Raw genomic sequence first — 24736 nt, forward strand, 5'->3', positions numbered from 1 at the left:
ATTGAAACTACCTAATTTTGCTGTCATTAAAGAAGTCGGGCCACGTGATGGCTTACAAAATGAAAAAAAGATTGTTGGCACAAAAGATAAAGTAAAATGGATTCAACTACTTACAGAGGCGGGATTATCGTACGTTGAAGTTTCCTCATTCGTTCACCCTAAATGGGTTCCTGCATTAGCTGATGCAAATGATGTGTTTTCTGAGCTGAAAAGGGATCCAAATGTTACATATGCAGCGCTTGTTCCAAATCAAAATGGTTTGGAACGAGCTTTTTTGCAAAATGTAGATGAGGTGAATGTTTTTTTATCAGCAAGTGAATCTCATAATAAAAGTAATATTAATAAATCAATTAAAGAAGCATTAGCTGTAATTGAAGATATAACAAAACAGGCATTATTCGAAGGGAAAAAGGTAAGGGGCTATGTTTCTACTGTATTTGGATGTCCTTATGAAGGAGATATAAGCGTCGTAGCAGTTGACGAATTATGTAATCAACTATTTTCATATGGCATTTATGAAGTATCTCTTGGTGACACGATCGGTGTAGCGAATCCGTTACAAGTAGAGAAAGTATTAGAACATTTATTAAAGAAATATGATGCTTCGCAGTTTGCAATGCACTTCCATAATACGTATGGAATGGCTCTGGCGAATGTAGTTAAGTCATTGGAATATGGTATTACAACATTTGATAGTTCTTGTGGTGGTCTTGGGGGATGCCCATATGCACCAGGAGCATCAGGCAATGTTGCAACAGATGACTTAGTTCATATGCTCCATAAGTTAGGAGTCCAAACGAACATTGATGAAGAGAAGTTATTGAGAGCAAGTCAATTTATTCAAAGTAAATTAAATATCCAATTACCGAGTCATGTGTATAGAGCGCTTCAACATAAAACGATAAGTAGGTGAGAAGATGCTACAATTACAAAACATTTCAGTTGATTATGTAACACCTCACGTTGTAAAGATTTCATTATATCGTGAAAGACAAGCTAACTCATTATCTTTAGCGTTATTAGAAGAGTTACAAAACATATTAACTCAAATAAATGAAGAGTCAAATACTCGTGTAGTTATTCTAACAGGTGCTGGTGAAAAAGCATTTTGTGCCGGAGCTGATTTAAAAGAACGTGCTGGCATGAATGAAGAACAAGTTCGTCATGCTGTTAGTATGATTCGTTCTACTATGGAAATGGTTGAACAATTACCACAGCCAGTTATTGCTGCTATAAATGGAATCGCACTTGGTGGTGGTACGGAATTAAGTTTAGCTTGTGATTTTAGAATTGCTTCAGACACTGCAAGTCTTGGTCTTACTGAAACGACTCTTGCAATTATACCAGGAGCAGGTGGTACGCAGCGTTTACCAAGATTAATTGGTGTTGGTAGAGCGAAAGAATTAATTTATACAGGCAGACGCATTTCGGCGCAAGAAGCGAAAGAATATGGTCTAGTAGAGTTCGTTGTACCAGCTCACTCACTTGAAGAGAAAGCAATTGAAATGGCAGAGAGAATTGCTAGTAATGGTCCAATTGCTGTTCGATTAGCAAAAGAAGCAATTTCAAACGGTATTCAAGTTGATTTACATACCGGATTACAAATGGAAAAACAAGCGTATGAAGGTGTAATCCATACGAAAGATAGATTAGAAGGATTACAAGCATTCAAGGAAAAACGCATACCAATGTATAAGGGGGAGTAAATATGTTAGACCAAAAACAACAATCGAATACATTTGAAGAACGAGTTGAAACGATTAAACAAGGCGGCGCACCAAAATATCATGAACAAAACAAAGCAAAAGGAAAACTATTCGTTCGAGATCGCTTAGCTCTTTTATTTGATAATGGTGAATATGTAGAAGATGCATTATTTGCAAATTGTGAACAAACAGGATTACCTGCTGATGGTGTTGTAACAGCAACAGGTAAAATACATGGTCGTACGGCATGCGTAATGGCAAATGATTCAACAGTAAAGGCTGGATCATGGGGCGCACGTACAGTTGAAAAGATTTTACGTATTCAAGAAACGGCGGAAAAATTACGTGTTCCATTATTTTATTTAGTTGACTCTGCTGGAGCGCGTATTACTGATCAAGTTGAAATGTTCCCAGGGCGCCGCGGTGCAGGAAGAATCTTCTATAATCAAGTGAAATTATCAGGTAAAGTTCCGCAAGTATGTTTATTATTTGGTCCTTCTGCAGCTGGTGGTGCATATATTCCAGCCTTTTGTGACGTTGTCATGATGGTAGAAGGTAACGCATCTATGTATTTAGGATCTCCTCGTATGGCTGAGATGGTTATCGGTGAGAAGGTAACGTTAGAAGAGATGGGCGGAGCTCGTATGCATTGCTCTGTATCAGGATGCGGAGATGTTTTATGTAAAACTGAAGAAGATGCGATTACACAAGCAAGACAATACATTTCATATTTTCCAAACAACTACTTAGAAAAGACTCCATTGGTTATACCTCAAGAACCGAAACAATTCGAAAAAACGTTAGAACAAATCATTCCAGAAAATCAAAATGCTCCTTTCAATATGAAAGATCTCATTAATAGAGTTATTGATGAAGGTTCTTTCTATGAAGTGAAAAAATTATTTGCTCAAGAACTCATTACAGGTTTAGCACGTATTGATGGTAAGCCAGTGGGTATTATTGCAAATCAACCGCGTATGAAAGGCGGCGTATTATTCCACGATTCAGCTGATAAAGCAGCAAAGTTTATTAATTTATGCGATGCATATCATATTCCATTATTATTCCTTGCAGATGTACCTGGATTTATGATTGGTACAAAAGTAGAGCGTGCTGGTATTATTCGCCACGGCGCAAAAATGATTTCTGCAATGAGTGAAGCAACAGTGCCGAAAATTTCTATCGTTGTTCGTAAAGCATATGGTGCTGGTTTATATGCGATGGCGGGTCCAGCCTTTGAACCAGATTGCTGCTTAGCGTTACCAACAGCTTCTATCGCAGTAATGGGTCCAGAAGCCGCGGTCAATGCTGTATATGCAAATAAGATTGCAGCTTTACCAGAAGAAGAGCGTGATAGCTTCATTGCTGAAAAACGAGAAGAGTATAAGCAAGATATTGATATTTACCATTTAGCATCAGAGATGGTCATTGATGGTATTGTTCATCCAAACAATTTAAGAGAAGAGTTAAAAGGACGATTCGAAATGTATATGAGTAAATATCAAGTATTTACGGATCGTAAACATCCTGTTTATCCAGTTTAAAAGCCCTAATTAGGGCTTTCTTGCTCAAAAAGTCAAGGAGGGGAAAACATTGAAACAAGCAGTTTGGTTTCCAACAGAAGAGTATAAAGAAAAAACGCGTTTATATGGTTGGATGAAATCATTGGGCTATGAAGATTATGAAACGTTTTATAATAAATCTATTGAAGAAACAGCTTGGTTTTGGGGAGAAGCTGAGAAAGCGGTTGGCTATCAGTGGATGAAACCTTATACAGAAGTGCTAGATTTAGAAAATGGTACGCCGTTTGCACAGTGGTATAATGGCGGAACATGTAACGTTGTAGAATCAGTTTTATCACGCTGGCTTGCAGATGATGAAACAAGAACACAACCAGCACTTCAGTATGAGGGGGAAAATGGAACTTCAAAATCATTTACATATGAAGAACTTGACAGCTGGGTAAGTTGTGTTGCAAACGGTTTGAAACATGCGGGTATTGAAAAAGGTGACCGTGTAACAATTTATATGCCGATGATTCCAGAAACAGTTGTTGCAATGCTAGCTGTTATGAAAATTGGAGCAATTATTTCACCAATATTCTCAGGATTTGCGTCTGATGCAGTCATGACACGTGTGCAAGCTGCAGGGTCGAAAATGATCATTACTGTAGATGGTTTTTCACGCCGAGGTAAAGTTGTTTCATTAAAAGACGAAGTAGATAAGACGTGTGAACATTGTCCAACTGTTGAAAAAGTTGTTATTGTTCGTCATGCAGGAAATGACTTTACACCGCATAATTATGATTTCTCATGGAGCACGTTAGAAAAAGAAAAGCCATTTGTACATGCTGAAGAAATGCATAGTGATGATCCATTAATGCTCATTTATACATCAGGTACAACTGGGAAACCGAAAGGAACAGTACATACACATGCTGGTTTTCCTTTGAAAGCTGCATTTGATGCAGGATTTGGAATGAATATCAAACAAGGTGACCGCGTATTATGGGTAACTGATATGGGCTGGATGATGGGACCATTTCTACTATTCGGCTCTCTCATTAATGGAGCAACGATGGTTATGTACGAAGGTGTACCTGACTTCCCAGAGGCGGATCGTTTATGGGAAACAGTTGATAAATATGAAATTACACATCTTGGTATATCACCAACATTAATTCGTGCGTTAATGGCAAAAGGTGATGAGTATGTAAATAAACATTCGCTTAAGAGTTTAGAAGTATTCGCCTCAACAGGCGAGCCTTGGAATCCGGACCCTTGGATGTGGCTATTTGAAACAGTTGGAAAAAGCAATGTACCAATTTGTAACTATTCAGGCGGAACTGAAATTTCTGGTGGGATTTTCGGAAACGTCCTTATTAAACCAATTGCACCGATTAGTTTTAATGCATCTTTACCAGGAATGGCAGCGGTTGTGCTCGATGATCAAGGTAATCCAATTCGTGATGAAGTTGGAGAATTATGTTTAGAGAAACCGTGGGTTGGTATGACGAAGAGCTTCTGGGAAGACGATGAGCGTTATGTGAACACATATTGGTCACGTTTTGAAAATAAATGGGTTCATGGTGACTGGGTAATTTATGATGGTGAGCAGTATATTATTACAGGACGCTCAGATGATACGTTAAACATTGCTGGAAAACGTATTGGACCTGCTGAATATGAATCAATTCTTGTAAAGCATAATGATGTCATAGAAGCTGCTGCAATTGGTGTACCTGATGAAGTAAAAGGTGAAGTTTGTCATTGTTTTGTAGTATTAAGGGACAATATAACATTCACAGGAGAGTTAAAGAAAGAATTAATGAGTTTAGTAAGCTCTCATATCGGAAAAGCATTATGTCCAAAAGATATTCACGTTGTAGAAGATTTACCGAAAACACGTAATTCTAAAGTCATGCGACGCGTCATTAAAGCTGCTTACTTAGGAAAAGAATTAGGTGATTTATCATCACTTGTGAATCCTGAGGTAGTTCCGTTTATTCAGGGGTTACAGTCTAGTAAATTATAAAATTAAAGCATGTATAATGTGAACTGACCTCTAATTGTTAGAGGTCAGTTTTTATTTTTTCTTGTATTAAACTAAATAGAAAAAGAGATTTTTTATTATTAAGGTTCGGATTGCAAATAAATACAATGGAAGTTCATACAACAATATATTTGTTTTTTATGTATACAGGATAATTTAGTGCATGTGTTTGTTTTTTCTTTTCTATGTTTTTGCCTCGTACACTTTGAAGCTAGTGGACATACTATATTAATAGAAATGATTAGGGGGTGAGATTTTGGGATATCGTTATAGTAATTCTAGAAAAAAGTGTTCATGTAAACAGGATGATTGTTGGGACGTTTTTGAAGAGTGTAAAAAAGAACATGAAGAGCAAAATAAGGCATGTGACTGTTGCTGTGTACAAGGAATTAGAGATGAGCTGAGAAAGTTAGTAAACAGATCAGTGCGCATTACAACAGGAAGTAATAATTATGCAGGAACTGTTTCTTCAGTCACTTGTGATGTTGTAAAGCTTGCTAATAGTGCTGGGGTAGTTACAGTAATTATTTCAGTTTGCAAAATTGAAGCGATTGAGCCATTGTTGACATAGGGAAAAAGGGTAATTTCGCGTTTTGGTAAAGCCATTCTTAAGAATGGCTTTATTTTAATTTCATATAAAGGAGAATATATTCTTTATATAGAAATAGGTTTGGGGCTATAAAATATGATGTACGAAAGGAGCATAAAAGTGATTAAACTAGAAACCTTTAAAAAGTCTGATTTCAAACAATTAATAGGTTGGATTGGCTCCGAAGAGTTTTTAATACAATGGTCAGGAAATGCATTTACATACCCGTTAAATGAACAGCAATTAGAAAAGTATATAGAAAGCGAAAATACGCTTGCATTTAAAGTAATAGATGAGGATTCTAAGAATGTAGTTGGTCATATTTCACTTGGGCAAATAGACAATATTAATAAGTCTGCAAGGATTGGAAAAGTGCTAGTTGGTGATACGAAAATGAGAGGGCGATCTATAGGGAAACATATGATGAACGCAGTACTACAAGTTGCATTTGAAGAATTAAAACTACATAGAGTAACCCTTGGTGTTTATGATTTTAATAATTCTGCCATCTCATGTTATGAAAAAACAGGATTTGTAAAAGAAGGTTTATTACGAGAGTCAAAAAAAGTAGGAGAAACGTATTGGAATTTATGGGAAATGAGTATGTTAGAATATGAATGGAGCGATAAAGAATTATAGTTATCTGTAATTATATTATGTTAATTAAAAGGGGTATGGTGGGGATTGTGAATAATAAAACGAAAATCATTACAATTGCAGCTGTTTCAGGAGGAGGTAAAACTACTGTCACAGAAAAATTAACTCAAAAGCTAACAAATTCAAAAGCACTATATTTTGATAGCTATCACTTTGAAAATTGTCCTACTGATATTTGTAAATGGATTGATGATGGAGCAAATTATGATGAATGGGTACTTACGCCATTAATTCATGATATTCAGCATCTTATACGAGAGGGTAATGTAGATTATATTATTGTAGATTATCCTTTTGCATACTTAAATAGTGAAATGCGAGAATTTATTGATGTAACTATATTTATCGATACGCCTTTAGATATTGCGATGGCTAGAAGAATCTTGCGAGATTTTAAAGAAGATACAATAGATGAAATACATAATGATTTGAAACATTATATGACATTTGCGAGAAAAGCTTATTTAGAAGCAATTCATACTGTTAAGCCGAATTCGGATATTGTATTGGATGGCTCCTTATCTGTAAGTGAAATAATTAATCATGCTGTAGAGGAACTTGGCCTGAGAGAAGTGATTGTCAATGATTAAATGTATAGAGGAATATGTACAAGTTGACGATTTTAAAATGTATACGAAAAAGTTCCAAGGAAAGAAGCTGCAGCCAGTTATTATAATGGAGGCAGGTTATGGCGATTATTCAAAGACATGGGATCATATTGCTGAAGAGTTGACGGAATATGGGACGGTACTTACATATGATCGAGCGGGATTAGGGAAAAGTAGGAAGAGTTCCAAGAGACGTATTAGTTCTGAAATGGTAAAAGGTTTAAGGTGTTGTTTGACGCAATTACAATTGAAACCACCTTATATTTTTGTAGGACATTCTTTCGGCGGTATAAATGCACGTTTATTTGCGAATTTTTATCCTGAAGATATGTTGGGAATCGTTTTGGTGGATTCGACACCAGAAAATTATAAAGAAGCATTTTTACCAATCATGTCTACTGAATTTCAAGAAGCTTACTATAAACAGTTTGTATATGAAAGTTCATATGAAGAGTTTACATTTAGTTTAAGTGAAGTAGATAGGTATTGTAAATCAATGAATGATATTCCACTTGTCGTGTTAGCTGCGGGTAAAAAAGCTTTTTATTCGCCAGATGCACAAATGAAATGGTTACAATTGCAAGAAGAATTATTACGATTATCAAGCAATAATAAATTTGTAATTGCAGAACGAAGTGGTCACTATATTCAAAAAGACGAGCCTCAATATATAACAGATGCTGTTAAATGGATTATTGGGTAGGGGAGAGATAAATATGCACACTATATTTCAATATAATTGGCAAGTAAGAGATGATTGGTTTAAGTGGTGTGAACAACTTTCAGAGGAAGAATTACTTCGCAATCGTATTGGTGGTGTTGGAAGTATTTTAGAAACATTATTTCATATTGTCGATGTTGAATATAGCTGGATTAGTGCACTTCAAGGAAAAGAAGATAATGAACCGCAGTTTCAAGATTATCAATCAATCCAAAAAGTAAAAGCGTTATCTGATTTATATAAACGAGAATTAGATGATTTTTTGCAGTTGTGGTCATCTAGCCTAGAATGTAAAATATTAAAAGCTTCGTGGACAGATAAAACATATACATACGGTGAAGTGTTAAGACATGTAATTGTACATGAAATTCATCACATTGGTCAGCTATCTATATGGGCGAGAGAACTAAATCTTCAGCCTGTTTCAGCGAATTTAATTGGAAGAGGGCTATAGTTAAAAAAACGGCTTGTACTGTAAATGCAAGCCGTTTTATATATATAAGAAGATTTCCTAATTGAAATCCTCGGATTTTTTCTGACGTATATGTAAAAACATTAAAATTGTAATAATGAAGAAAATCAATAATGTTTGTATGATTAAATTTTTAAACTGAAGCAAAACTGTCCAAGATGTAACAGCATCTTTAAAAGCTTGGAGTGCAGAATAAGAGGATGGATCAAAACCGTACTGTAGTAGCTTTTTTGTTTCAATAAAGGTACTGTTTTCTTCATTTGAGTCTAATATTACAGAAATAAGTCTAGTATCTCCTCGATGTGCTGTACTTACAAAACTATAATTACCATTAGTTGAAAAACTAGTTTGTAAGCCGTCAACACCTTGGAGATTAATGTTTTTATTAAGGGAATAAATCATTTTATTTGTGTTGAAAACTTTTGAATCTTTGAAGGTAAATTGGTAAGAGGTTAGTTTCGTAATATTCAATACATCTGGAAAGTCTTTTACTAATTGTGTCGCTAGTTTCGCTACATCTATGGCTGTTGTATTTGTTTGCTTATTTGTATCGTTATTCATACCAGTAGCATTTAGAAACGGGGATGGTTGTGATAACTTTAGTTGTTTTGCTTTTTCATTCATTAAAAGTGTAAAGTTATCTTCGTTTCCAGCAATGTGTTCTGCAAGGGCAAGTGCGGAACGATTATTCCCTGTCAAAAACAATGCATGAAGTAAATCACGAACTGTCGTTTTATCTTTCGAAGTTACTTGTATAGGATTTGTTTCTGCTCGAAAAACTTCGTTACTTATTTTTACTAATTCGTCTAATTGTATTTTTCCTTCATGCAGTTGTTCCATTGCGATATACTCTGTCATTAATTTAGATAAAGTAGCTGACTGTATAGAAATATCTTCATTTTTTTTAAAAACAACTTCACCTGAATTAGCATCTATTAAAATAGCTGATTTAGCTTGAATAATTGGACCATTTACATAAAGATAAAAATATAAAACGATAAGTGCTGTAATAACAAAAGATAACAATAAAATTGTGAATTTTTTCAGGAATTGCATAAGCGATCCTCCTATTATGACATCGATAATAATATTGTAAAAAGGAATGCTTAATTAGGATGAAAGAAAAGGTAAAGAATTTCTAAAGAATTATAAAGGATTATTAAATTTTGGATGTTAATGGAAAATAAAAGGTCCAATTCCTTTTATGATAAGGAATTGGACCTAAAGTTAAGCTCTATTAACATTTATATTGTTGTAGTTTTACAGTGAAAGTTGTTTTTTTATCATCACTATATACTTCAATTGTTCCTTTATGCAATTCAACAATACTTTTTGCAATTGCTAATCCGAGACCAGATCCACCAGTGTTCGTAGAGCGAGATTTTTCAACGCGATAAAAACGTTCAAAAATATGAGGTAAATCCGTACTAGGAATAGGTTGGCCGTAATTTGTTATATCTATAGTAATCATATTATTGCTTTCATAGGCTGCAAAATCAATATAATCACCGTCGTTTCCATAAGCGATAGCATTAATAATTAGATTTTCAAATACGCGTACTAATTTGTCTCCATCAGCTAATACCATCAGTTTTTGAGATGGGAAAGAAGGGCGACATTCTATATTCGCTTCTTGAAATTGTATTCGAAATTGAACAGTTAATTGTCCAAGAAGTTCTACAATATCAATGGGGACAGAATATAAACTTAACTCTTTATTTTGAACACGTGTATATTCAAACAAGTCATTCATTAATGCATTAAGACGGGTTACTTTATCATAAATGACTTGTATATAATGGCGTAATTCCACTTCATCTCTATAATTATCATGGTGGATTAAATTCACGTATCCAACTATTGAGGTAAGAGGAGTACGTAAATCATGCGATACATTTGTAATCAATTCACTTTTTGCTTGTTCTGCCTGTCTTTCTTCATCAATCGAGACTTTCAATTGTTCAACAATGTGATTAACCCCAGTTGCTAATTCTTCCAGGTAATTATGATGTACGATAGAAACTTTATGATTAAAGTTTCCATTTGAAATATACCGAATCTCTTCTATCATTTTTTTAATGCAAGTTTCATAGTAAAGCTTTCTTTCATGACGGTAAAAAATGTATAGGTAAGATGAGAAAATCGAAAATAAAAATAAATAAGAGACGATCATCATCCAAAGAGATTCCTTTATTCCTTTATATTTTTCATAACCAAAAATTCTAATGAATTCTTTGCCGAGTTCGCTTAATGTAAGTGAACTTTCAATTACACTTGTAACAAGGCGATATATAATTAATTCAGTAATAGGGGTAAGTGTGATAGCTAACATGAACCAAAAAATTAACTTCCACTTTGGGATATCTTTTAATATATCAAATGCTTCATTTCTCAATTTTATAGCCTACTCCCCAAACAGTATGAATAAACTTCTCTCCATTCATTCCTGTTTCAAGTTTATCTCGTAAATTACTAATGTGAACCATTACAGTTTTATTTGAGCCATAACCATCTTCATTCCAAACGCGTTCAAAAATTTCTTCGGAACTAAATACTCTCCCCGTATTACTCGCAAGTAAATATAAAATATCAAATTCAATAGAAGTAAGCTTAATATATTCTCCATTTACTTTAACTGTATGATTATGTTTGTGTATTTCAGCGGAACGAATATGAATAATACCATCTTCATTTTTAGAGGAAATGGCATTTTGGAAAGATGATCTTCGTAGTAAAGCTTTCACTCTAGCTACTAATTCTAATGGATTGAATGGTTTAATCATATAATCATCTGCACCAGTCATAAGACCTAATATTTTATTCATATCTTCGGCTTTTGCACTTAGCATAAGAATGGGTACAGTATTATTCTCACGAACCTCTTGGCAAACTTCTAATCCGTTTCGTTTTGGCATCATAATATCCAAAACCATAAGGTCAACTTCATATGTAGAAATCATTTGTAATGCTTCATCACCATCGTATGCTTTATAAATGTTATAACCTTCATTTCGCAAATAAACAGCAAGTAATTCAACAATTTCTTTATCATCATCAATAATTAATATGTTTTTATTCATTATGTAGTTCCTTTCCTTACAAATCATTAACATTACTATAATATCAAACATTTATGTATTTTGTAGCAATGATTCCACATAAAATTTCATGTAACGTATAAAAAAGGGATTAAAACATTCTTAACGAATACAATTAAAAAGGATATTTAAATACAACGTTATACTCAAAATTAGGAAGAAGGGGACATACGATGTTATATAAGGATATATATTCATTTACTCCAACTGGAAAAATTGAAAATGATATAAAAGATTTTCTATTAAAATACAATAAAGAAATTACATATAAACATTCAATTCGAGTGGCAAATGAATCTCGTAAAATTGGGATTATGTATCATGTAAATGAAGAAAAGGCAGCAATTGCAGGATATTTACATGATATTAGTGCAATCTTTCCGAATGAAGATCGGATTGTAGTTGCTGAAGAATTTGGAATAGAGATATTACAAGAAGAACGGAAATTTCCAATGATTATTCATCAAAAACTTTCGAGAGTAATCGCAAAAGAGATATTTAAAGTGGATGATGAAGAAATTTTGAATGCAATTTGTTGCCATACTACACTACGTAAACATGCAACGAAAATGGATTTAGTGTTATTTGTTGCTGATAAAATAGAATGGGATCAAAATGGAGCGCCACCATATTTAGTAGAAGTAAAAAAAGAATTAGAAAAATCTTTAGAACATGCTGCTTTTGCATATATTTCATATTTGTGGGATAGAAAAGATAAGTTGAAAGTTTTGCATCCTTGGTTAGAAGAATCATATTGGCAGTTAAAAGAAATTATAGGGTAGAAAGGGTATAAGAATGCAATTAAAAGAATATATGAATCAAACATTTCCTGGGGTTACATTAGTACCACATATATACTTTCAATGGGAAAATCATTTGCATTTTCATTTTGGGAAAGGCAAATGTCCAAATGTCGAAAGAACCGATGATTTAAATATGAAGTATTTCTCTCAACTTTATATATATAATAAACACTTATTTGAAGATATATTTTCTAAAGAAGATGAAGTCTTTTTAGTAACAAATGATTATCGATTTAAAAAGGAAAATATGAAAAATTCGCAGAAAATTAATCTATATAGACGTTTTATTCATAATAGAGATTTAAAGTATCATATAAGGCAAGAAACAATACCTTTTGTATTTGAAGAAGAAGCTGACTTGTATTGTACTTATCAATTTTCACTAAAATGTTTTGCTTGCGATATAAAATATATGCCGCTTATTCAAGCTGCGAATCATGAAGATTTTCCGGGTCTTTAGCCTCGTTTTGGGCGCAAAAAAGAAATTTCTTATCCAGATGTGTTTCTTATAAATGTAACGAAAGATATTATCATGTTTATTTATGATGATAGAGGATGTGAAGTAATTACGAAGAATAAAGAAACAATACGAAATGTATATGAGAAATATAAAGAGTGGATTCCATATTATGAACGAGAGAGTATAGATAAAGTATTTACATGATAACAATAGGGGAAGTGAAGCGTGTTATGAAACGTATTGCAATCGTATCTGCATGGGAACCAGAACTCACGTATTTACATCAATATTATCCAAGTGAACGTATTGAAAAACGAGCAGCTTGGGAATTTCATTTTCATACTATAAATGATCTGGAAATTATTTCAGTTATAACTGGTGTTGGTAAGGTAAGCTGTGCTAGTTGTGTACAATTATTAATTAGCGAGTTTCAGCCTGATGAGTTGTTTATGACAGGGATATGCGGAAGCTTATCAAATAAGGTGAAAAATGGTCATATTGTAGTAGCTCTTAATGCAATACAACACGACGTTACTGCTGCGGGTTCGGGGGAAGATGTTTTCAATTTATATAATGGTAGAACAGCACCTATTGAAACAACAAAGTCACTTGTAAGAAGAATTAAAAAGGTACGATCTTATGATCCGATTCATTTTGGTACATTTTTATCTGGAGATCAACGTATTCGTAGTTCAGAAATGAGGTATTTACTTCATACTGTATATGGAGCATTAGCGGTTGATCAAGAAGTGGCAGCTTTTGCTTATGTTTGTCAAATCAATAACAAACCTTTTCTCAGTTTAAAAGCTGCATCAGATCAAGCGAATGATAAAACGAAAGAGGAACAAAAAATCTTTAAAATGTTAGCGTGTGAACGAGCGTGTGAGCATTTAATTGCTTTTTTACGAGTGTATGAGATTAATGTAGTAAATAATAGATAGTAAGAGGGGTTAATATTGGAAAGTACAAATAAAATAGCTATTTTGGGTGCAAACGGAAAAGCCGGGAAATTCCTTGTAAAAGAAGCGCTAGATAAGGGGTATCAAGTAAAAATATTAACAAGAACTTCTAATAATATCAAAATAACAAATGAAAATTTAGAGATTATTAATGGAGATGCACGTGATTTTGCTTCAATACGCAAATTACTTAAAGGGTGTCGAGCTGTAATTAATGCAGTAGGTCAACCAAAAAATGAATCTTATATTTTTAGCACAGTAACGAAGCATATTTTAGAAGCAATGAAAGAATTTGAAATAAAAAGATATATTGTAATTTCTGGAGGTTCTTTAAATGTTACAGGAGATCAAAAGGGAATTGTAAATAAGATAGGGGCTACCTTATTTAAAGTTTTTTTATCAAAAATGATGCAAAATAAATATAGAGAATTACAAATTATCCAAAGTAGTGAAGTAGATTGGACAATTGTTAGATTACCATTCGTTATAGAGGGAAATGGTAATGGAAATATAAAAGAGAGTTTAGTATATATGCCAGGAATCAAAATACAAAATGGGGATATAGCACCATTTGTTATAAAACAGATTAATAGTAACAGATATGTAAGGAAGTGCCCGTTTATTTCAAATTAACTAGTAGAATTAAAAATTAATGAATGATGGGTAGAGTGAAACTAGTATATTTTATGTATTTGAATGTTTAGTTTAACACGAGTGAGCGGGGGATAATTTTATATGATTCAATACAAAAGATGCAGTGAAGTAAGTATAGATTTAGTATATGAAGCTTTTAAAGATGGATTTTCAGATTATATTATTAAAATGGAAGTTTCAAAAGAAGATTTTATAAAAAAGTTTTTGGGGCCAGAAGGGAATTCACTTAAACATTCCTTTCTTGCTTTAGACGGTAACAAATCTGTTGGTGTAATACTTGGCGGGATAAAGGATTACGAAAACATAAAAACAATGCGCTGTGGAACATTAGCGATTCATCCTAATTACCGTGGTATTGGTGTGAGTCAAAAGTTATTTGAACTACATAAAGAAGAGGCGGTTCAAAATGAGTGTAAGCAACTTTTTCTTGAAGTCATTGTAGGCAATGACCGAGCGATTCATTTTTATACGAAATTAGGCTATGAAAAAGTGTACGATCTATCTTATTATCATTTAAAAGATATGACTAAAATAATAAATAAAGAGTGTAAGGGAATTGAAGTAAAACAATTAGATTTTTCATCGTTTAAACTTGAAATTCAGAAATGGTTGCACTTCCATATAAATTGGCAAAATGATATGGATTATATCGAAAAATCAAATAATACATTTTACGGGGCATATGTCGATAATGATTTAAAAGGTTCAATATGTATGAATGAACAAGGTAAAATTAGTTTTCTTTTCGTAGACAAAGACTATAGAAATCGTGGTATTGGATCAAATTTATTACAAGTGGCAAGAGAAAACTTAAATGTATCAAGTTTATCAATTGGGTTTCCAAACAACAATTTACTAGAAGGATTTTTCAAGAAAACTGGATTTGAAAAGAATTCGTTAGCACAATATGAAATGTATGTATTGCTGTAAAAAACGGAAGGAGTTATTCTTTCGCTTTTTATTTTTGTACTATATTGATATTTTACTTTGTATAATATTCTATTTTTTTGTAGAATAGATAGGATGGGAGGGGATGAAATGAATAATGGATTAAAAGTTAAGATTTTTGAATTGCATTGTTTCGTTCAAAAGACTTATTCTGATATTAAAATAGCATGTGATATTGCTATTTATCAAGAAAACACTTCTAAATATTTAATTTCATTAGGGTTTCTAAATAAATCATATATGACTTATTTAGAAGCAAAAAGATTTTATCGTGAAAATGAAGAACTCATAAGTGTAGAATTTGATAATTTCTTTCATACATATGATAAATTAGAACAGGAATTAAAACTAGTTATTTCAACTGAAGATAAAAATCCTTTATTACTACATAGTAGTTTTGATCAGTTTCAGCAGAAAGTTGAAAATATAAATGACCTAATAAAAGTATTGCAAAATGCTCGTTAATGAATTTTTTTCTTTTTATGTAGAAATTATGTATTAAAAATATATTAGGGATATTACATATTGAACGGATGACTTTTGTTGGTTACAGAAGTCATCTTTTTATAATACGGTTTTGCGTAAAGTGTTGTAATTTTTATTTTTCTATTTTTGATAAGAATACATTTAAGTAGTTTCATATTTTAGTAAATAATACGAGGGAAATAACATGAATAATAAAAAAGAAATAGCTATAGTTGCTTTAACAACAGGATTGGCCTTAACAACTGTGACACCATATGGAGTAGGTTATGCAGAGGAAAAGAGTCAAATGCAAGTTGAAATTCAAGGGGATTCGTTCCGTTCAGGTGAACTGACACAACCATCACAAAAGATGCCTGAGAACGTAGTGAAAGATGCACTTAAGGAAAAGACGGAGCATGCTTTGTCTCCAAAACAAGTGAGTGGAGACGAAGGGGTAGATTACAAAGTTATTCAAAAACGTGGTTCTTATGATGGGACTACACTTGTACGTATGCAACAAATATATGAAGGTAAAGAAGTATACGGACACCAATTGACTGCTCATGTAGATAAAAAGGGTATTATTAAAAGTGTTTCAGGAGAAAGTGCACAAAATTTAACTCAAGAAAATGTAAAGAATGTAAAAAATTTATCAAAAGAAGAAGCAAAGCAATATATTTATACGAAGTACGGAAACGATGTTAAATTTATTTCTGAACCAGAAGTTAAGGAAGTTATTTTTGTTAATGAAAATAATGGGCAGGCTAGCAATGCATATCAAGTTACATTTGCTGCTGCAACACCAAACTATGTATCTGGAACTTATTTAGTGGATGCTCATAATGGGAATATGTTGAAAAACATGGTGAAAGAGTCAGATTTAAAAGTAAGTGAAGAGCATGTTGAAGCTATTAAGGAGAGTAAAAAAAGTAATTTTAAATCATTAACCGGCACTGGAAAAGATGATTTTGGAATAACTCGTACATTCGGTATTTCTGAACAAAGTAACGGGAAATATGCGCTTGCTGATTACACAAGGGGGCAAGGAATTGAGACGTACGATGTGAATTATAGAGATATTACTTTTGAAGATAAATATTATCCTGGTATATTAGCGACTAGCACATCAACAACATTTAATGATCCAAAAGCGGTAAGTGCTCATTTCTTAGCAACAAACGTATATGATTTTTATAAAGATAAATATAAGCGTAATAGTTTTGATAATAAGGGGAAAAAAGTAGTTTCAGTTGTGCATGCATGGGATTCTGGAGAAACAAATGATCCTAAAAATTGGGCAAATGCATTTAGTGCTAATATTAACAATGTTAGTATGCTTATATATGGTGATCCGATGGTTAGAGCGTTTGACATAGCGGGTCATGAATTTACACATGCGGTTACATCTAGCGAATCTAATCTTGAATTTTTCGGGGAATCTGGGGCAATTAATGAGGCATTATCTGATATTATGGGAACGGCTATTGAGAAATATATAAATAATGGGGAATTTAATTGGACAATAGGAGAACAAAGCGGATCAGTTCTCCGTAATATGAAAAATCCATCTTCAGTCAAATTTTTTAATGGAGTATCGTATCCAGATGATTATAGCAAATACAGTGATTTAAACGGAGAAGATAATGAGGGCGTCCATTTCAACTCAAGTATTATTAATAAAATCGCGTATTTAATTGCACAAGGTGGAACTCATAACGGTGTAACTGTAAATGGTATTGGTGAAGATAAAATGTTTGATATTTTCTATTATGCAAATACTGATGAATTGAACATGACATCTAATTTCACTGAATTAAGATTAGCGTGTCTTAAAGTTGCAACGAACAAATATGGTGCGAATTCAATTGAGGTTGAAGCGGTTCAAAAAGCATTTGATGCAGCGAAAATTAAAGGAACCGTGAAAGAAAACGAAAAAACTGAGGCCAATCAAGTCCCAGAGTTATCAGTACCGCCAACAATTACACTACGTGTCGGTGATAAATTTGACCCAATGAGCAATATAAAAGCTATTGATAAAGAAGATGGTAATTTAACAAATCGAGTAGAACATAAAGGTGATGTAGATACTTCTAAACCTGGAAAATACATTGTGGAATACTCTGTTGTTGATTCTCAAGGGGGCAATGTAACGGCTACGCAGACGGTAATTGTAGAGGGGAATGAAGAAACATTAGATTTAAACCCTACATTAACAGTGCCTACTGCAACGACGATTCATTTAGGCGATTCATTCGAACCAATGGCAAAAGTATTAGCTATTGATAAAGAAGATGGCGATCTTACTTCTAAAGTAAAAGTTAATGGTGAAATAAATACCTCTAAAGCTGGTACTTACGTATTAATGTATACAGTGACAGATTCTAAAGGACATGAAGTTTCTGCAAAACAAACTGTAACGGTCAAAGTTAGAGAAGAAGTTAAAAATGAAATACCAATACTAAAAGTACCTGCTACAACTACAATTACTGAAGGAGACCATTTCAACCCAATGGTAGGTGTATCAGTTACTGATAAAGAAGACGGGGATCTTACTTCTAAAGTAGCATATGAAGGTATTGGAGATACTACTAAAGCTGGTACTTTTGAAATAATATATAGTGTCACAGATTCTGTAGGTAATGAGGTACATGCAATACAAAAAGTATTAGTGAAGGATAAAGACACTAGCAAAGCTAAAGGTCTTGCTAATAACAGTGATAACGGTAATATCCCGAACAACAGTAATTCCGATAAAAAAGAAACTACATATAAAGAACTTCCAAATACGGGTGCAAGTACAACTAATAGTGCAACAATGGGCATATGGATGGTTGTTGCAGGTACAGTGCTCACTTTAGTTCGCAAATTTAGAAGGATACAAAAATAATAGTAGGAATTATTTCTCACACAATAATTATTAGAAAAATTTTTTACTTAATAAGATTTTAGTATTTAAGTGGTGTATTTTGCTTCTATAAAACTTTGCGTTCGGACGCTATTTTGCCTACAGACCTACATTACATATAAAACACGTTACTATTCTCATTCAAATAAAAGAATAGTAACGTGTTTTTTGATTTAAAAATAGCCTAAATTCAAAAGGTCATGAATGTGGAAGAAATTTTAATCTGCCATTGATAAGTTACTAAAAACACTTTGTTTTAATGAAAGTTTAACTCTATATGACAACATGAGATTTTCGGTATTTACCAGGTGTTTCGTTAGTGAATTTTTTAAAAATTTTAGTGAAATAGCTTTGATCACTAAAGTTGAGCGAAGCACATATGTCTGATAAGGGATAGGTTGTGAAAGTTAATAATTTTTTTGCTTCTTCAATTCGTTCACGTTGAATGTACTCAATTAATGAAATACCGACTTCTTTTTTGAATAATATAGATAAATAATCTGAATTTACGTTTGCAAATTTAGCAAGTTGTTTAACAGATATTTGATTGTAAATATTTTTAAAAATATAGTTTTTGCAAATAGCGATAGTCTTTGAGTGTTTCTGTACTTTTTGTGCTTTTACACAGTCTGCAAAAGTACAGAAAACATCTCTTAATAAATCCCAAACAGATTCTGTGTCTTTTAAATCCTCTGTCTTTTGGATGTGTAGATCGTAAATCTTGTAAGCTATCGCGGAAGGGAGTCCTCCTTTTATAGCATATCTAGTAGCAAGTGTGATGGATGAAATACAAATGTTTTTATGACGTCTTAATTGATGGAATGAAGATAAGGATGAAAGAGTCACTTGTTGGAATTCGTAATAATATTTGAGTACGCTTTCTTTATCCCCGTTTTCTATAGCTCCAAGTAGTTGGTTCTCTATATACAAATTATGACAGATAGATTCATTTTTTTGCATTGAAATATATACATCCTCGTTTAAGATACTGCTATGACTTACATGAAATGAGTCACTGTTATTTGAAAAGATACTTACATCTGAATTTTTTTTATAGAGAATGTTATAGAACAATATTGCTATATTTACAAAGAAATTTTGATCTTTGACTGACAATGAAAAATAATGATCTCTTGTTCTTTTATAATTCGAAATAAAATTAGGGTTACTATCCACTTTACTTGTAGAAAAATTTACATGTGTCAAAGGCCCAATAATAATAGTACCGTTCACCATATAATGGCTCTTTATGTGAATTAAAATGAAGTGTCCTAAATATTGGTGAGTTCTGAAGATAGGTGAATTATTTGAATCATTTTTTTGAAAAAGCACATGTAACTGTTCTATTCTTGATTTATAGAACGAATGTGAATCATCTTTTGATGTAAACTCTAAAAGAATATTTTTGTTGCAATCTAAAAAACAAACTGGAATTTCAAAAGATTGGAAAAACATATTACAAATGTACTCTATCTCAACTAGACTGAGCTTTTTAGTCATATTATTCCTCCTTACAGTTGTGCGTAATAGTTGAATGTTTATATATTCCTTTTTTATAAGTAGAAACGGAAAAACTTTATCTATAAAAATTATAAACTTCTAAGAATAATACCATAATTTAACATGAATATCACATATTATTTGAATATACAGGTAATAGTTTTAGGGAGTAACGTAACATATGAATTGTCACACTTATTCGTTGTTCATTGCTTATATGTATCAAAAATGATTAAGATTAGATTTTAAATAGGGATAAGAAGGGAGAGATTAATGAATTAAAGTTAAGTTAAGTAATTAATGAAAATTAGCGATAGAAGTTAATATGTAACTATTTTTGAAGTAGAGATATAAGTGTAATTAAGGGGGAAAACTACATATATCATACGGAGAGACAACGTAATAATAGAAAATAAGAAGAGTGAATAAGTGATTGTAAAAAATGGATTGTTGGACGACTATGTTTTAGGTTACTCGTTTAAATCTGGTACTTGGCACACTGTTACTTTTAAGAGGGTAATAGTAATAAAGAGATTTTTAAAATGATAGAAGTAGTAAAGGAGATAAGAGAAATGAAAAAAATATTTAGTGTGCTTTTAGTATTTTTCTTAACATTTTCTACATGGTCTAGTGTATTAATAAAGGCAGCTTCACCATCTAAAGGTACTTTAACGATTCATAAATATGAACAAGAAAAAGATAGCGCACCGGGTCTAGAAGGTGATGGCTCTGCAAATCAAGAGGTACCAACAAATGCGAAACGGTTAAAAGGTGTAACGTTTGAAGTAAAAAGGGTTGCGTCGTTTGAAAAAATTTCAAACGATGGGAAAATCGTAAAAGAAGATGTGAAGCCTGTAATGGGAGCAACTCCAACTCAAGTAGTAACAGATGATAATGGACAAGCTGTATTAAAAGATCTTCCGCTAGGACGTTATGAAGTGAAAGAAGTGGCAGGACCTCCGTATGTTAACCTAAATGCAAATACGTATACGGTGGATATTCCATTAACGAATAAAGAGGGTAAGGTGCTAAACTATGATGTTCATATGTATCCGAAAAATGAGATTAAACGTGGTGCAGTTGATTTAGTAAAGACTGGTGCAAATGAAAAAGCATTAGCAGGTGCAGTATTCTCTTTATATAAAAAAGATGGTACAGAAGTGAAAAAAGAGTTAGTAACAGATGGTAATGGGCATATTCGCGTGCAAGGATTAAAGTATGGGGAATACTATTTCCAAGAGACAAAAGCGCCGAAAGGGTATGTAATAAATCCGACTAAACGCGAGTTTTTTATCAAGACCTCCGGAACTATTAACGAAGATGGAACAATTACTTCTGGTACAGTAGTTAAAGTAAAAGTGCAAAACTATGAAGAACCAAATATTGATAAAAAGATTAACGGTGTTTTGGAAGCGTTACCAATCAATCCGTTAACTAATTACAATTATGATATCAAAACATTAATTCCAGAAGACATTAAAGAATACAAAAAATATGTAGTAACAGATACTTTGGACAATCGTTTAATGATTCAAGGAAAACCAGTCGTGAAAATTGATGGAGCGGACGTAAATGCAAGCATTGTAGAGGTAGCTGTAGAAGGCCAAAAAGTAACAGCTACAGTAAAAGATTTCACAAAGTTAGATGGTAAAAAAGAATTTCATTTACAAATTAAATCACAAGTAAAAGAAGGAGTACTATCTGGTTCGGAAATTTTAAATACAGCAAAAATTGATTTTATAAATAAAAATGATGTAATTGGAGAAAAGGAATCTAAACCTGTAGTTGTTGTTCCGACAACTGGAATTATCGAGTTAACAAAAGTTGATGGTGCTGATAAGAAGAAATTAAAAGGTGCAGAGTTTGTACTTAAAGATAAAAATGGAAAAATAGTTGTTGTGGCAGGTAAAGAAGTCACAGGTGTATCAGATGAAAATGGTGTTATTAAATGGACTAACATTCCGTATGGAGACTATCAAATTTTTGAAACGAAAGCACCAATTTATACAAAAGAAGATGGTACAACAGCTTCATATCAATTATTAAAGGACCCTATTGATGTAAAGATTAGCGAAAATAATCAAACGGTTAAATTATCGATAGAAAATAATAAAAGTGGATGGATTCTTCCAGTAACGGGTGGTATCGGAACGACTCTTTTTACTGTACTAGGCCTTGCGTTAATGGTTACAGCGGCATTTGTTTTCTTTAGAAAAAAGTTTGCTAATAATTAAGGTTTAAGGAACATGTAAGCAAGTGATGTGAAAAGGGGAGAAGCAAAATGCTTCCCTCTTTTCAATATTATAGTATATACAGAGGTGGAAATATGAAACGAAATCTTGTTTTAGGAGGTATTTTTTTATTTGGATTAGGTATTTTTTTATATCCTACTATTAGTAATTGGTTGGCGACTCGTGCACATTATTCTGAAATTAGCTCCTACGATAAGAAGATTAAAACACTACAAAAGAAAGAAGTTGAGCGTAGGGAAAAAGAAGCAGCCGAATATAATAAACAAGTTCAAACTTCCACGAAAACATTTGCAGATCCATTTTCTGAAGAAAAAAATAATCATCAAGCGTATGCCGATGCATTAAATTTAGGTGATGTAATGGGGTATATTGAAATATTGAAAATTAATATAAAACTGCCAATCTATCAAGGGACCTCTGAGGAAGTATTGAGTCGCGGGGTAGGTCATTTAGATTATTCTTCACTTCCGGTAGGTGGAGAAAATACGCACACTATTTTAACAGGGCATCGTGGTTTACCATCAGCAAAATTATTTACAGATTTAGATAAGTTGAGTGAAGGAGATCTTTTTTATATTCATTCTTTAGACAAAGTTCTTGCTTATAAAGTAGATCAAATTAAAGTAGTGTTACCACACGAAACAGACGATTTAAAAATTGTGGAAAATAAAGATTATGTAACATTAATTACATGTACGCCTTATGGAGTAAATACAAATAGATTACTGGTTCGAGGTGAGCGTGTGGAATTTAATGAGAAAGAAAAACAAAAAATGCGTAAAGAGATATTTATGTTTAATAAGTGGACTGTAGTAGTCTTAATCCTATTATTATGTTTGTTTCTAGTCGTAATTTATAAGAAAAAATTAACTCGATAGAATGAATTTATTTATTTATTCTGTATTAATGGGCAGTGAGACCGAAAATCCAGAGATAAGTAAAAAAGGTATATAGAGGGTAAACTAAATCCTCACTGAAAAAAGTTTCACTTTATGCGACTGTAGAAAAAATACGGTAAAGGTGGGAACAAAGGAATTGAGGTTACAATTAAAGTTGGTAAGTATTCATTTTATGGTTTTGTTAATGTTATGTGTAAGTTTTGTCGTATATGCACCAAAAGAAGCATATGGATCCACGACTAACTTAGAAGGTCTAGGGGATATATCGCGTTATAATGCTGTTGTCTTCGGTAACCATAAAGCAGTAGGTGGCGACATTGAAGGAGCAATTGCAGTTCAAGGTGATATGGATGCATCTGGTTATACGATTGTAGGTGCAGCAGCGGGAACATCTAATATAGTTGGGGAAAAATGGGATGATGAGAGATATCCATCCTTGTTATTGTCTGGAAAATTTAAAAAATCAAGAGAGGAATCTTTTATCATTCAAAACGGAATAGTCGTAATGACAAAAGAGAGTGATCCAGATCGTATCATACAATCTTCTTATGATCGTATCGTTTATAAAGAAAAACTAGAGATTGACGCGAAATTTAATGAATTTCAAAACATAGTTAGCCAAGTCAGTAAAAATGCAGGTCAATATAAAACGAATACCCCAATTCCAAATATGAGTTACGGAATCGGAAAAGATATAAACAATCCTAATATTTATATTTCATCAGAATTGATAGGGAAAATCAATTTAGATATAAGAGATGTCTTTTTACCTAATGCTAAAGGAAAAGATTTTATTGTTATGTATTCGGATGCAATAGAGGTTACATTTAAAAATGGGTCTATTCTATATGACACGAACAATATTGGTAGGGCTACAGATATAATTCCCACATCACAACCCTATTCTCCTAATTCACCGTTCACTGAGTTATACGGGAAGGTGATTTGGGTTTTTCCTAATGCGAAAAAGATCACAACAGAGGGGTATGGTGTCGTTGGGAGTGTGTTTGCTCCAAATGCTGTATTAGAAACAAAAGGCGGTTCGATTAATGGACAAGCATTTGTCGGCGCGGTACAACAAACTGGTGGATTTGAATTTCACAATTTCAAATTTAACTGGAAACATTGGAACAAGCCTAGTACAGGAAAAGTAAAGATAAAAAAAGTAGATAGTAATAATGATAATAAAGAATTGATGGGAGCAAAGTTTCATATTGAAGATTCAAATAAAAAAGTAGTTGGTGAGTTAGTAACAGATGAAAAAGGAGAAGCGATATCAAAAGAATTACCAATAGGAAACTATACCTTAGTAGAAGTAGAAGCACCTAAAGGTTACGAATTATTAAAAGATAAAATAGCTGTAAAAGTAGAAAAAGATGCAGTGGTAGAAATTAAAATAGGAAATAAGAAATCACCAGATCCGCTTGGGAAAATGAAGATAGTGAAAGTAGATACGGGAGATAAAAATAAAAAGCTAGCAGGAGCAAA

Annotated in this window: 22 protein-coding genes and 1 pseudogene; 19 read left to right on the forward strand and 4 right to left on the reverse strand. The window is 32.7% G+C overall.

Annotation, left to right across the window (positions count from 1 at the left end):
* The first annotated feature begins 1 nt into the window (after position 1).
* The 9 genes from mvaB to AC3WVA_RS12325 all read left to right on the forward strand — a co-directional run bounded on the left by mvaB (position 2) and on the right by AC3WVA_RS12325 (position 8287).
* Positions 2 to 913 carry a hydroxymethylglutaryl-CoA lyase gene (mvaB, locus tag AC3WVA_RS12285; protein WP_098880945.1) on the forward strand — a complete coding sequence of 304 codons (912 nt, stop codon included), beginning with the start codon at positions 2 to 4 and terminating at the stop codon, positions 911 to 913.
* Positions 914 to 917: 4 nt separating this feature from the next.
* Complete coding sequence (locus AC3WVA_RS12290) at positions 918 to 1706, forward strand: enoyl-CoA hydratase (RefSeq protein ID WP_098520594.1); 789 nt, start codon at positions 918 to 920, stop codon at positions 1704 to 1706.
* Between the two features lie 2 nt (positions 1707 to 1708).
* Complete coding sequence (locus tag AC3WVA_RS12295) at positions 1709 to 3250, forward strand: acyl-CoA carboxylase subunit beta (RefSeq protein ID WP_098880944.1); 1542 nt, start codon at positions 1709 to 1711, stop codon at positions 3248 to 3250.
* A 49-nt stretch (positions 3251 to 3299) separates the two neighbouring features.
* Positions 3300 to 5240 carry an AMP-binding protein gene (locus tag AC3WVA_RS12300; RefSeq protein ID WP_492321937.1) on the forward strand — a complete coding sequence of 647 codons (1941 nt, stop codon included), beginning with the start codon at positions 3300 to 3302 and terminating at the stop codon, positions 5238 to 5240.
* 274 nt (positions 5241 to 5514) lie between these two features.
* Positions 5515 to 5829, forward strand: a complete 315-nt coding sequence (gene exsK, locus AC3WVA_RS12305) for an exosporium protein ExsK (protein ID WP_048529942.1) — start codon at positions 5515 to 5517, stop codon at positions 5827 to 5829.
* 114 nt (positions 5830 to 5943) lie between these two features.
* Entirely contained in the window at positions 5944 to 6486 is a 543-nt protein-coding gene (locus AC3WVA_RS12310) for a GNAT family N-acetyltransferase (protein ID WP_142342005.1), read from the forward strand.
* Positions 6487 to 6533: 47 nt separating this feature from the next.
* Positions 6534 to 7094, forward strand: a complete 561-nt coding sequence (locus tag AC3WVA_RS12315) for a nucleoside/nucleotide kinase family protein (protein ID WP_098880976.1) — start codon at positions 6534 to 6536, stop codon at positions 7092 to 7094.
* On the forward strand, positions 7087 to 7815 hold the full coding sequence (locus AC3WVA_RS12320) for an alpha/beta fold hydrolase (protein ID WP_098880942.1): 729 nt from the start codon (positions 7087 to 7089) through the stop codon (positions 7813 to 7815). Before AC3WVA_RS12315 ends, AC3WVA_RS12320 begins: the two co-directional genes overlap by 8 nt.
* A 13-nt stretch (positions 7816 to 7828) precedes the next feature.
* Entirely contained in the window at positions 7829 to 8287 is a 459-nt protein-coding gene (locus AC3WVA_RS12325) for a DinB family protein (protein ID WP_088316141.1), read from the forward strand.
* A 57-nt stretch (positions 8288 to 8344) separates the two neighbouring features.
* Here AC3WVA_RS12325 and AC3WVA_RS12330 read toward each other — a convergent pair whose 3' ends face one another.
* The 3 genes from AC3WVA_RS12330 to AC3WVA_RS12340 all read right to left on the reverse strand — a co-directional run bounded on the left by AC3WVA_RS12330 (position 8345) and on the right by AC3WVA_RS12340 (position 11385).
* Positions 8345 to 9361 carry a D-alanyl-D-alanine carboxypeptidase family protein gene (locus AC3WVA_RS12330; RefSeq protein WP_098345178.1) on the reverse strand — a complete coding sequence of 339 codons (1017 nt, stop codon included), beginning with the start codon at positions 9359 to 9361 and terminating at the stop codon, positions 8345 to 8347.
* A gap of 181 nt (positions 9362 to 9542) precedes the next feature.
* A complete protein-coding gene (locus AC3WVA_RS12335; RefSeq protein WP_048529932.1) occupies positions 9543 to 10700 on the reverse strand; it encodes a sensor histidine kinase in 1158 nt (385 codons plus the stop codon).
* On the reverse strand, positions 10690 to 11385 hold the full coding sequence (locus tag AC3WVA_RS12340) for a response regulator transcription factor (protein ID WP_048529930.1): 696 nt from the start codon (positions 11383 to 11385) through the stop codon (positions 10690 to 10692). The genes AC3WVA_RS12335 and AC3WVA_RS12340 overlap by 11 nt, the downstream gene beginning before the upstream one ends.
* A 191-nt stretch (positions 11386 to 11576) precedes the next feature.
* Between AC3WVA_RS12340 and yqeK the strand changes: the two genes are divergently transcribed.
* The 7 genes and pseudogenes from yqeK (at position 11577) to AC3WVA_RS12375 (ending at position 18579) form a co-directional block, all read left to right on the forward strand.
* Positions 11577 to 12185: a bis(5'-nucleosyl)-tetraphosphatase (symmetrical) YqeK gene (gene yqeK, locus AC3WVA_RS12345; protein ID WP_098345176.1), complete on the forward strand. Its 609-nt coding sequence runs from the start codon at positions 11577 to 11579 to the stop codon at positions 12183 to 12185.
* 13 nt (positions 12186 to 12198) lie between these two features.
* Positions 12199 to 12870, forward strand: a pseudogene (locus AC3WVA_RS12350) (DUF3885 domain-containing protein).
* Positions 12870 to 13607, forward strand: a complete 738-nt coding sequence (locus AC3WVA_RS12355) for a phosphorylase family protein (protein WP_141539548.1) — start codon at positions 12870 to 12872, stop codon at positions 13605 to 13607. Before AC3WVA_RS12350 ends, AC3WVA_RS12355 begins: the two are co-directional and overlap by 1 nt.
* A gap of 15 nt (positions 13608 to 13622) precedes the next feature.
* A complete protein-coding gene (locus tag AC3WVA_RS12360; protein ID WP_098880941.1) occupies positions 13623 to 14258 on the forward strand; it encodes an SDR family oxidoreductase in 636 nt (211 codons plus the stop codon).
* Positions 14259 to 14360: 102 nt separating this feature from the next.
* On the forward strand, positions 14361 to 15209 hold the full coding sequence (locus AC3WVA_RS12365) for a GNAT family N-acetyltransferase (protein WP_098345173.1): 849 nt from the start codon (positions 14361 to 14363) through the stop codon (positions 15207 to 15209).
* A 108-nt stretch (positions 15210 to 15317) separates the two neighbouring features.
* A complete protein-coding gene (locus AC3WVA_RS12370; protein ID WP_048529919.1) occupies positions 15318 to 15692 on the forward strand; it encodes a hypothetical protein in 375 nt (124 codons plus the stop codon).
* 205 nt (positions 15693 to 15897) lie between these two features.
* Positions 15898 to 18579: a M4 family metallopeptidase gene (locus tag AC3WVA_RS12375; RefSeq protein ID WP_098880940.1), complete on the forward strand. Its 2682-nt coding sequence runs from the start codon at positions 15898 to 15900 to the stop codon at positions 18577 to 18579.
* Between the two features lie 291 nt (positions 18580 to 18870).
* On the opposite strand, the gene AC3WVA_RS12380 is transcribed toward AC3WVA_RS12375, so the two are convergent.
* Positions 18871 to 20097: an AraC family transcriptional regulator gene (locus tag AC3WVA_RS12380; protein WP_492321938.1), complete on the reverse strand. Its 1227-nt coding sequence runs from the start codon at positions 20095 to 20097 to the stop codon at positions 18871 to 18873.
* Positions 20098 to 20669: 572 nt separating this feature from the next.
* Between AC3WVA_RS12380 and AC3WVA_RS12385 the strand changes: the two genes are divergently transcribed.
* From AC3WVA_RS12385 to AC3WVA_RS12395, 3 genes are all read left to right on the forward strand, one after another.
* Positions 20670 to 22331: a SpaA isopeptide-forming pilin-related protein gene (locus tag AC3WVA_RS12385; protein WP_492321939.1), complete on the forward strand. Its 1662-nt coding sequence runs from the start codon at positions 20670 to 20672 to the stop codon at positions 22329 to 22331.
* Positions 22332 to 22423: 92 nt separating this feature from the next.
* On the forward strand, positions 22424 to 23227 hold the full coding sequence (locus tag AC3WVA_RS12390) for a class C sortase (protein WP_098345216.1): 804 nt from the start codon (positions 22424 to 22426) through the stop codon (positions 23225 to 23227).
* A 157-nt stretch (positions 23228 to 23384) separates the two neighbouring features.
* Positions 23385 to 24736, forward strand: a 1352-nt coding sequence (locus tag AC3WVA_RS12395) for a collagen-binding domain-containing protein (RefSeq protein ID WP_492321940.1), incomplete at its 3' end; no start/stop codon positions are given.

The sequence above is a fragment of the Bacillus sp. EB106-04-02-XG92 genome, from assembly GCF_058791995.1.

What these genes read in the sequence shown, in the direction of transcription:
- AC3WVA_RS12310 (WP_142342005.1), top strand. Translation starts at nt 5,944, where the DNA reads ATGATGTACGAAAGGAGCATAAAAGTGATTAAACTAGAAACCTTTAAA.
- AC3WVA_RS12290 (WP_098520594.1), top strand. Translation starts at nt 918, where the DNA reads ATGCTACAATTACAAAACATTTCAGTTGATTATGTAACACCTCACGTT.
- AC3WVA_RS12330 (WP_098345178.1), bottom strand. Translation starts at nt 9,361, where the DNA reads ATGCAATTCCTGAAAAAATTCACAATTTTATTGTTATCTTTTGTTATT.
- AC3WVA_RS12390 (WP_098345216.1), top strand. Translation starts at nt 22,424, where the DNA reads ATGAAACGAAATCTTGTTTTAGGAGGTATTTTTTTATTTGGATTAGGT.
- AC3WVA_RS12340 (WP_048529930.1), bottom strand. Translation starts at nt 11,385, where the DNA reads ATGAATAAAAACATATTAATTATTGATGATGATAAAGAAATTGTTGAA.
- AC3WVA_RS12365 (WP_098345173.1), top strand. Translation starts at nt 14,361, where the DNA reads ATGATTCAATACAAAAGATGCAGTGAAGTAAGTATAGATTTAGTATAT.
- yqeK (WP_098345176.1), top strand. Translation starts at nt 11,577, where the DNA reads ATGTTATATAAGGATATATATTCATTTACTCCAACTGGAAAAATTGAA.
- AC3WVA_RS12375 (WP_098880940.1), top strand. Translation starts at nt 15,898, where the DNA reads ATGAATAATAAAAAAGAAATAGCTATAGTTGCTTTAACAACAGGATTG.
- AC3WVA_RS12320 (WP_098880942.1), top strand. Translation starts at nt 7,087, where the DNA reads ATGATTAAATGTATAGAGGAATATGTACAAGTTGACGATTTTAAAATG.
- AC3WVA_RS12370 (WP_048529919.1), top strand. Translation starts at nt 15,318, where the DNA reads ATGAATAATGGATTAAAAGTTAAGATTTTTGAATTGCATTGTTTCGTT.
- AC3WVA_RS12325 (WP_088316141.1), top strand. Translation starts at nt 7,829, where the DNA reads ATGCACACTATATTTCAATATAATTGGCAAGTAAGAGATGATTGGTTT.
- AC3WVA_RS12385 (WP_492321939.1), top strand. Translation starts at nt 20,670, where the DNA reads ATGAAAAAAATATTTAGTGTGCTTTTAGTATTTTTCTTAACATTTTCT.
- AC3WVA_RS12380 (WP_492321938.1), bottom strand. Translation starts at nt 20,097, where the DNA reads ATGACTAAAAAGCTCAGTCTAGTTGAGATAGAGTACATTTGTAATATG.
- AC3WVA_RS12295 (WP_098880944.1), top strand. Translation starts at nt 1,709, where the DNA reads ATGTTAGACCAAAAACAACAATCGAATACATTTGAAGAACGAGTTGAA.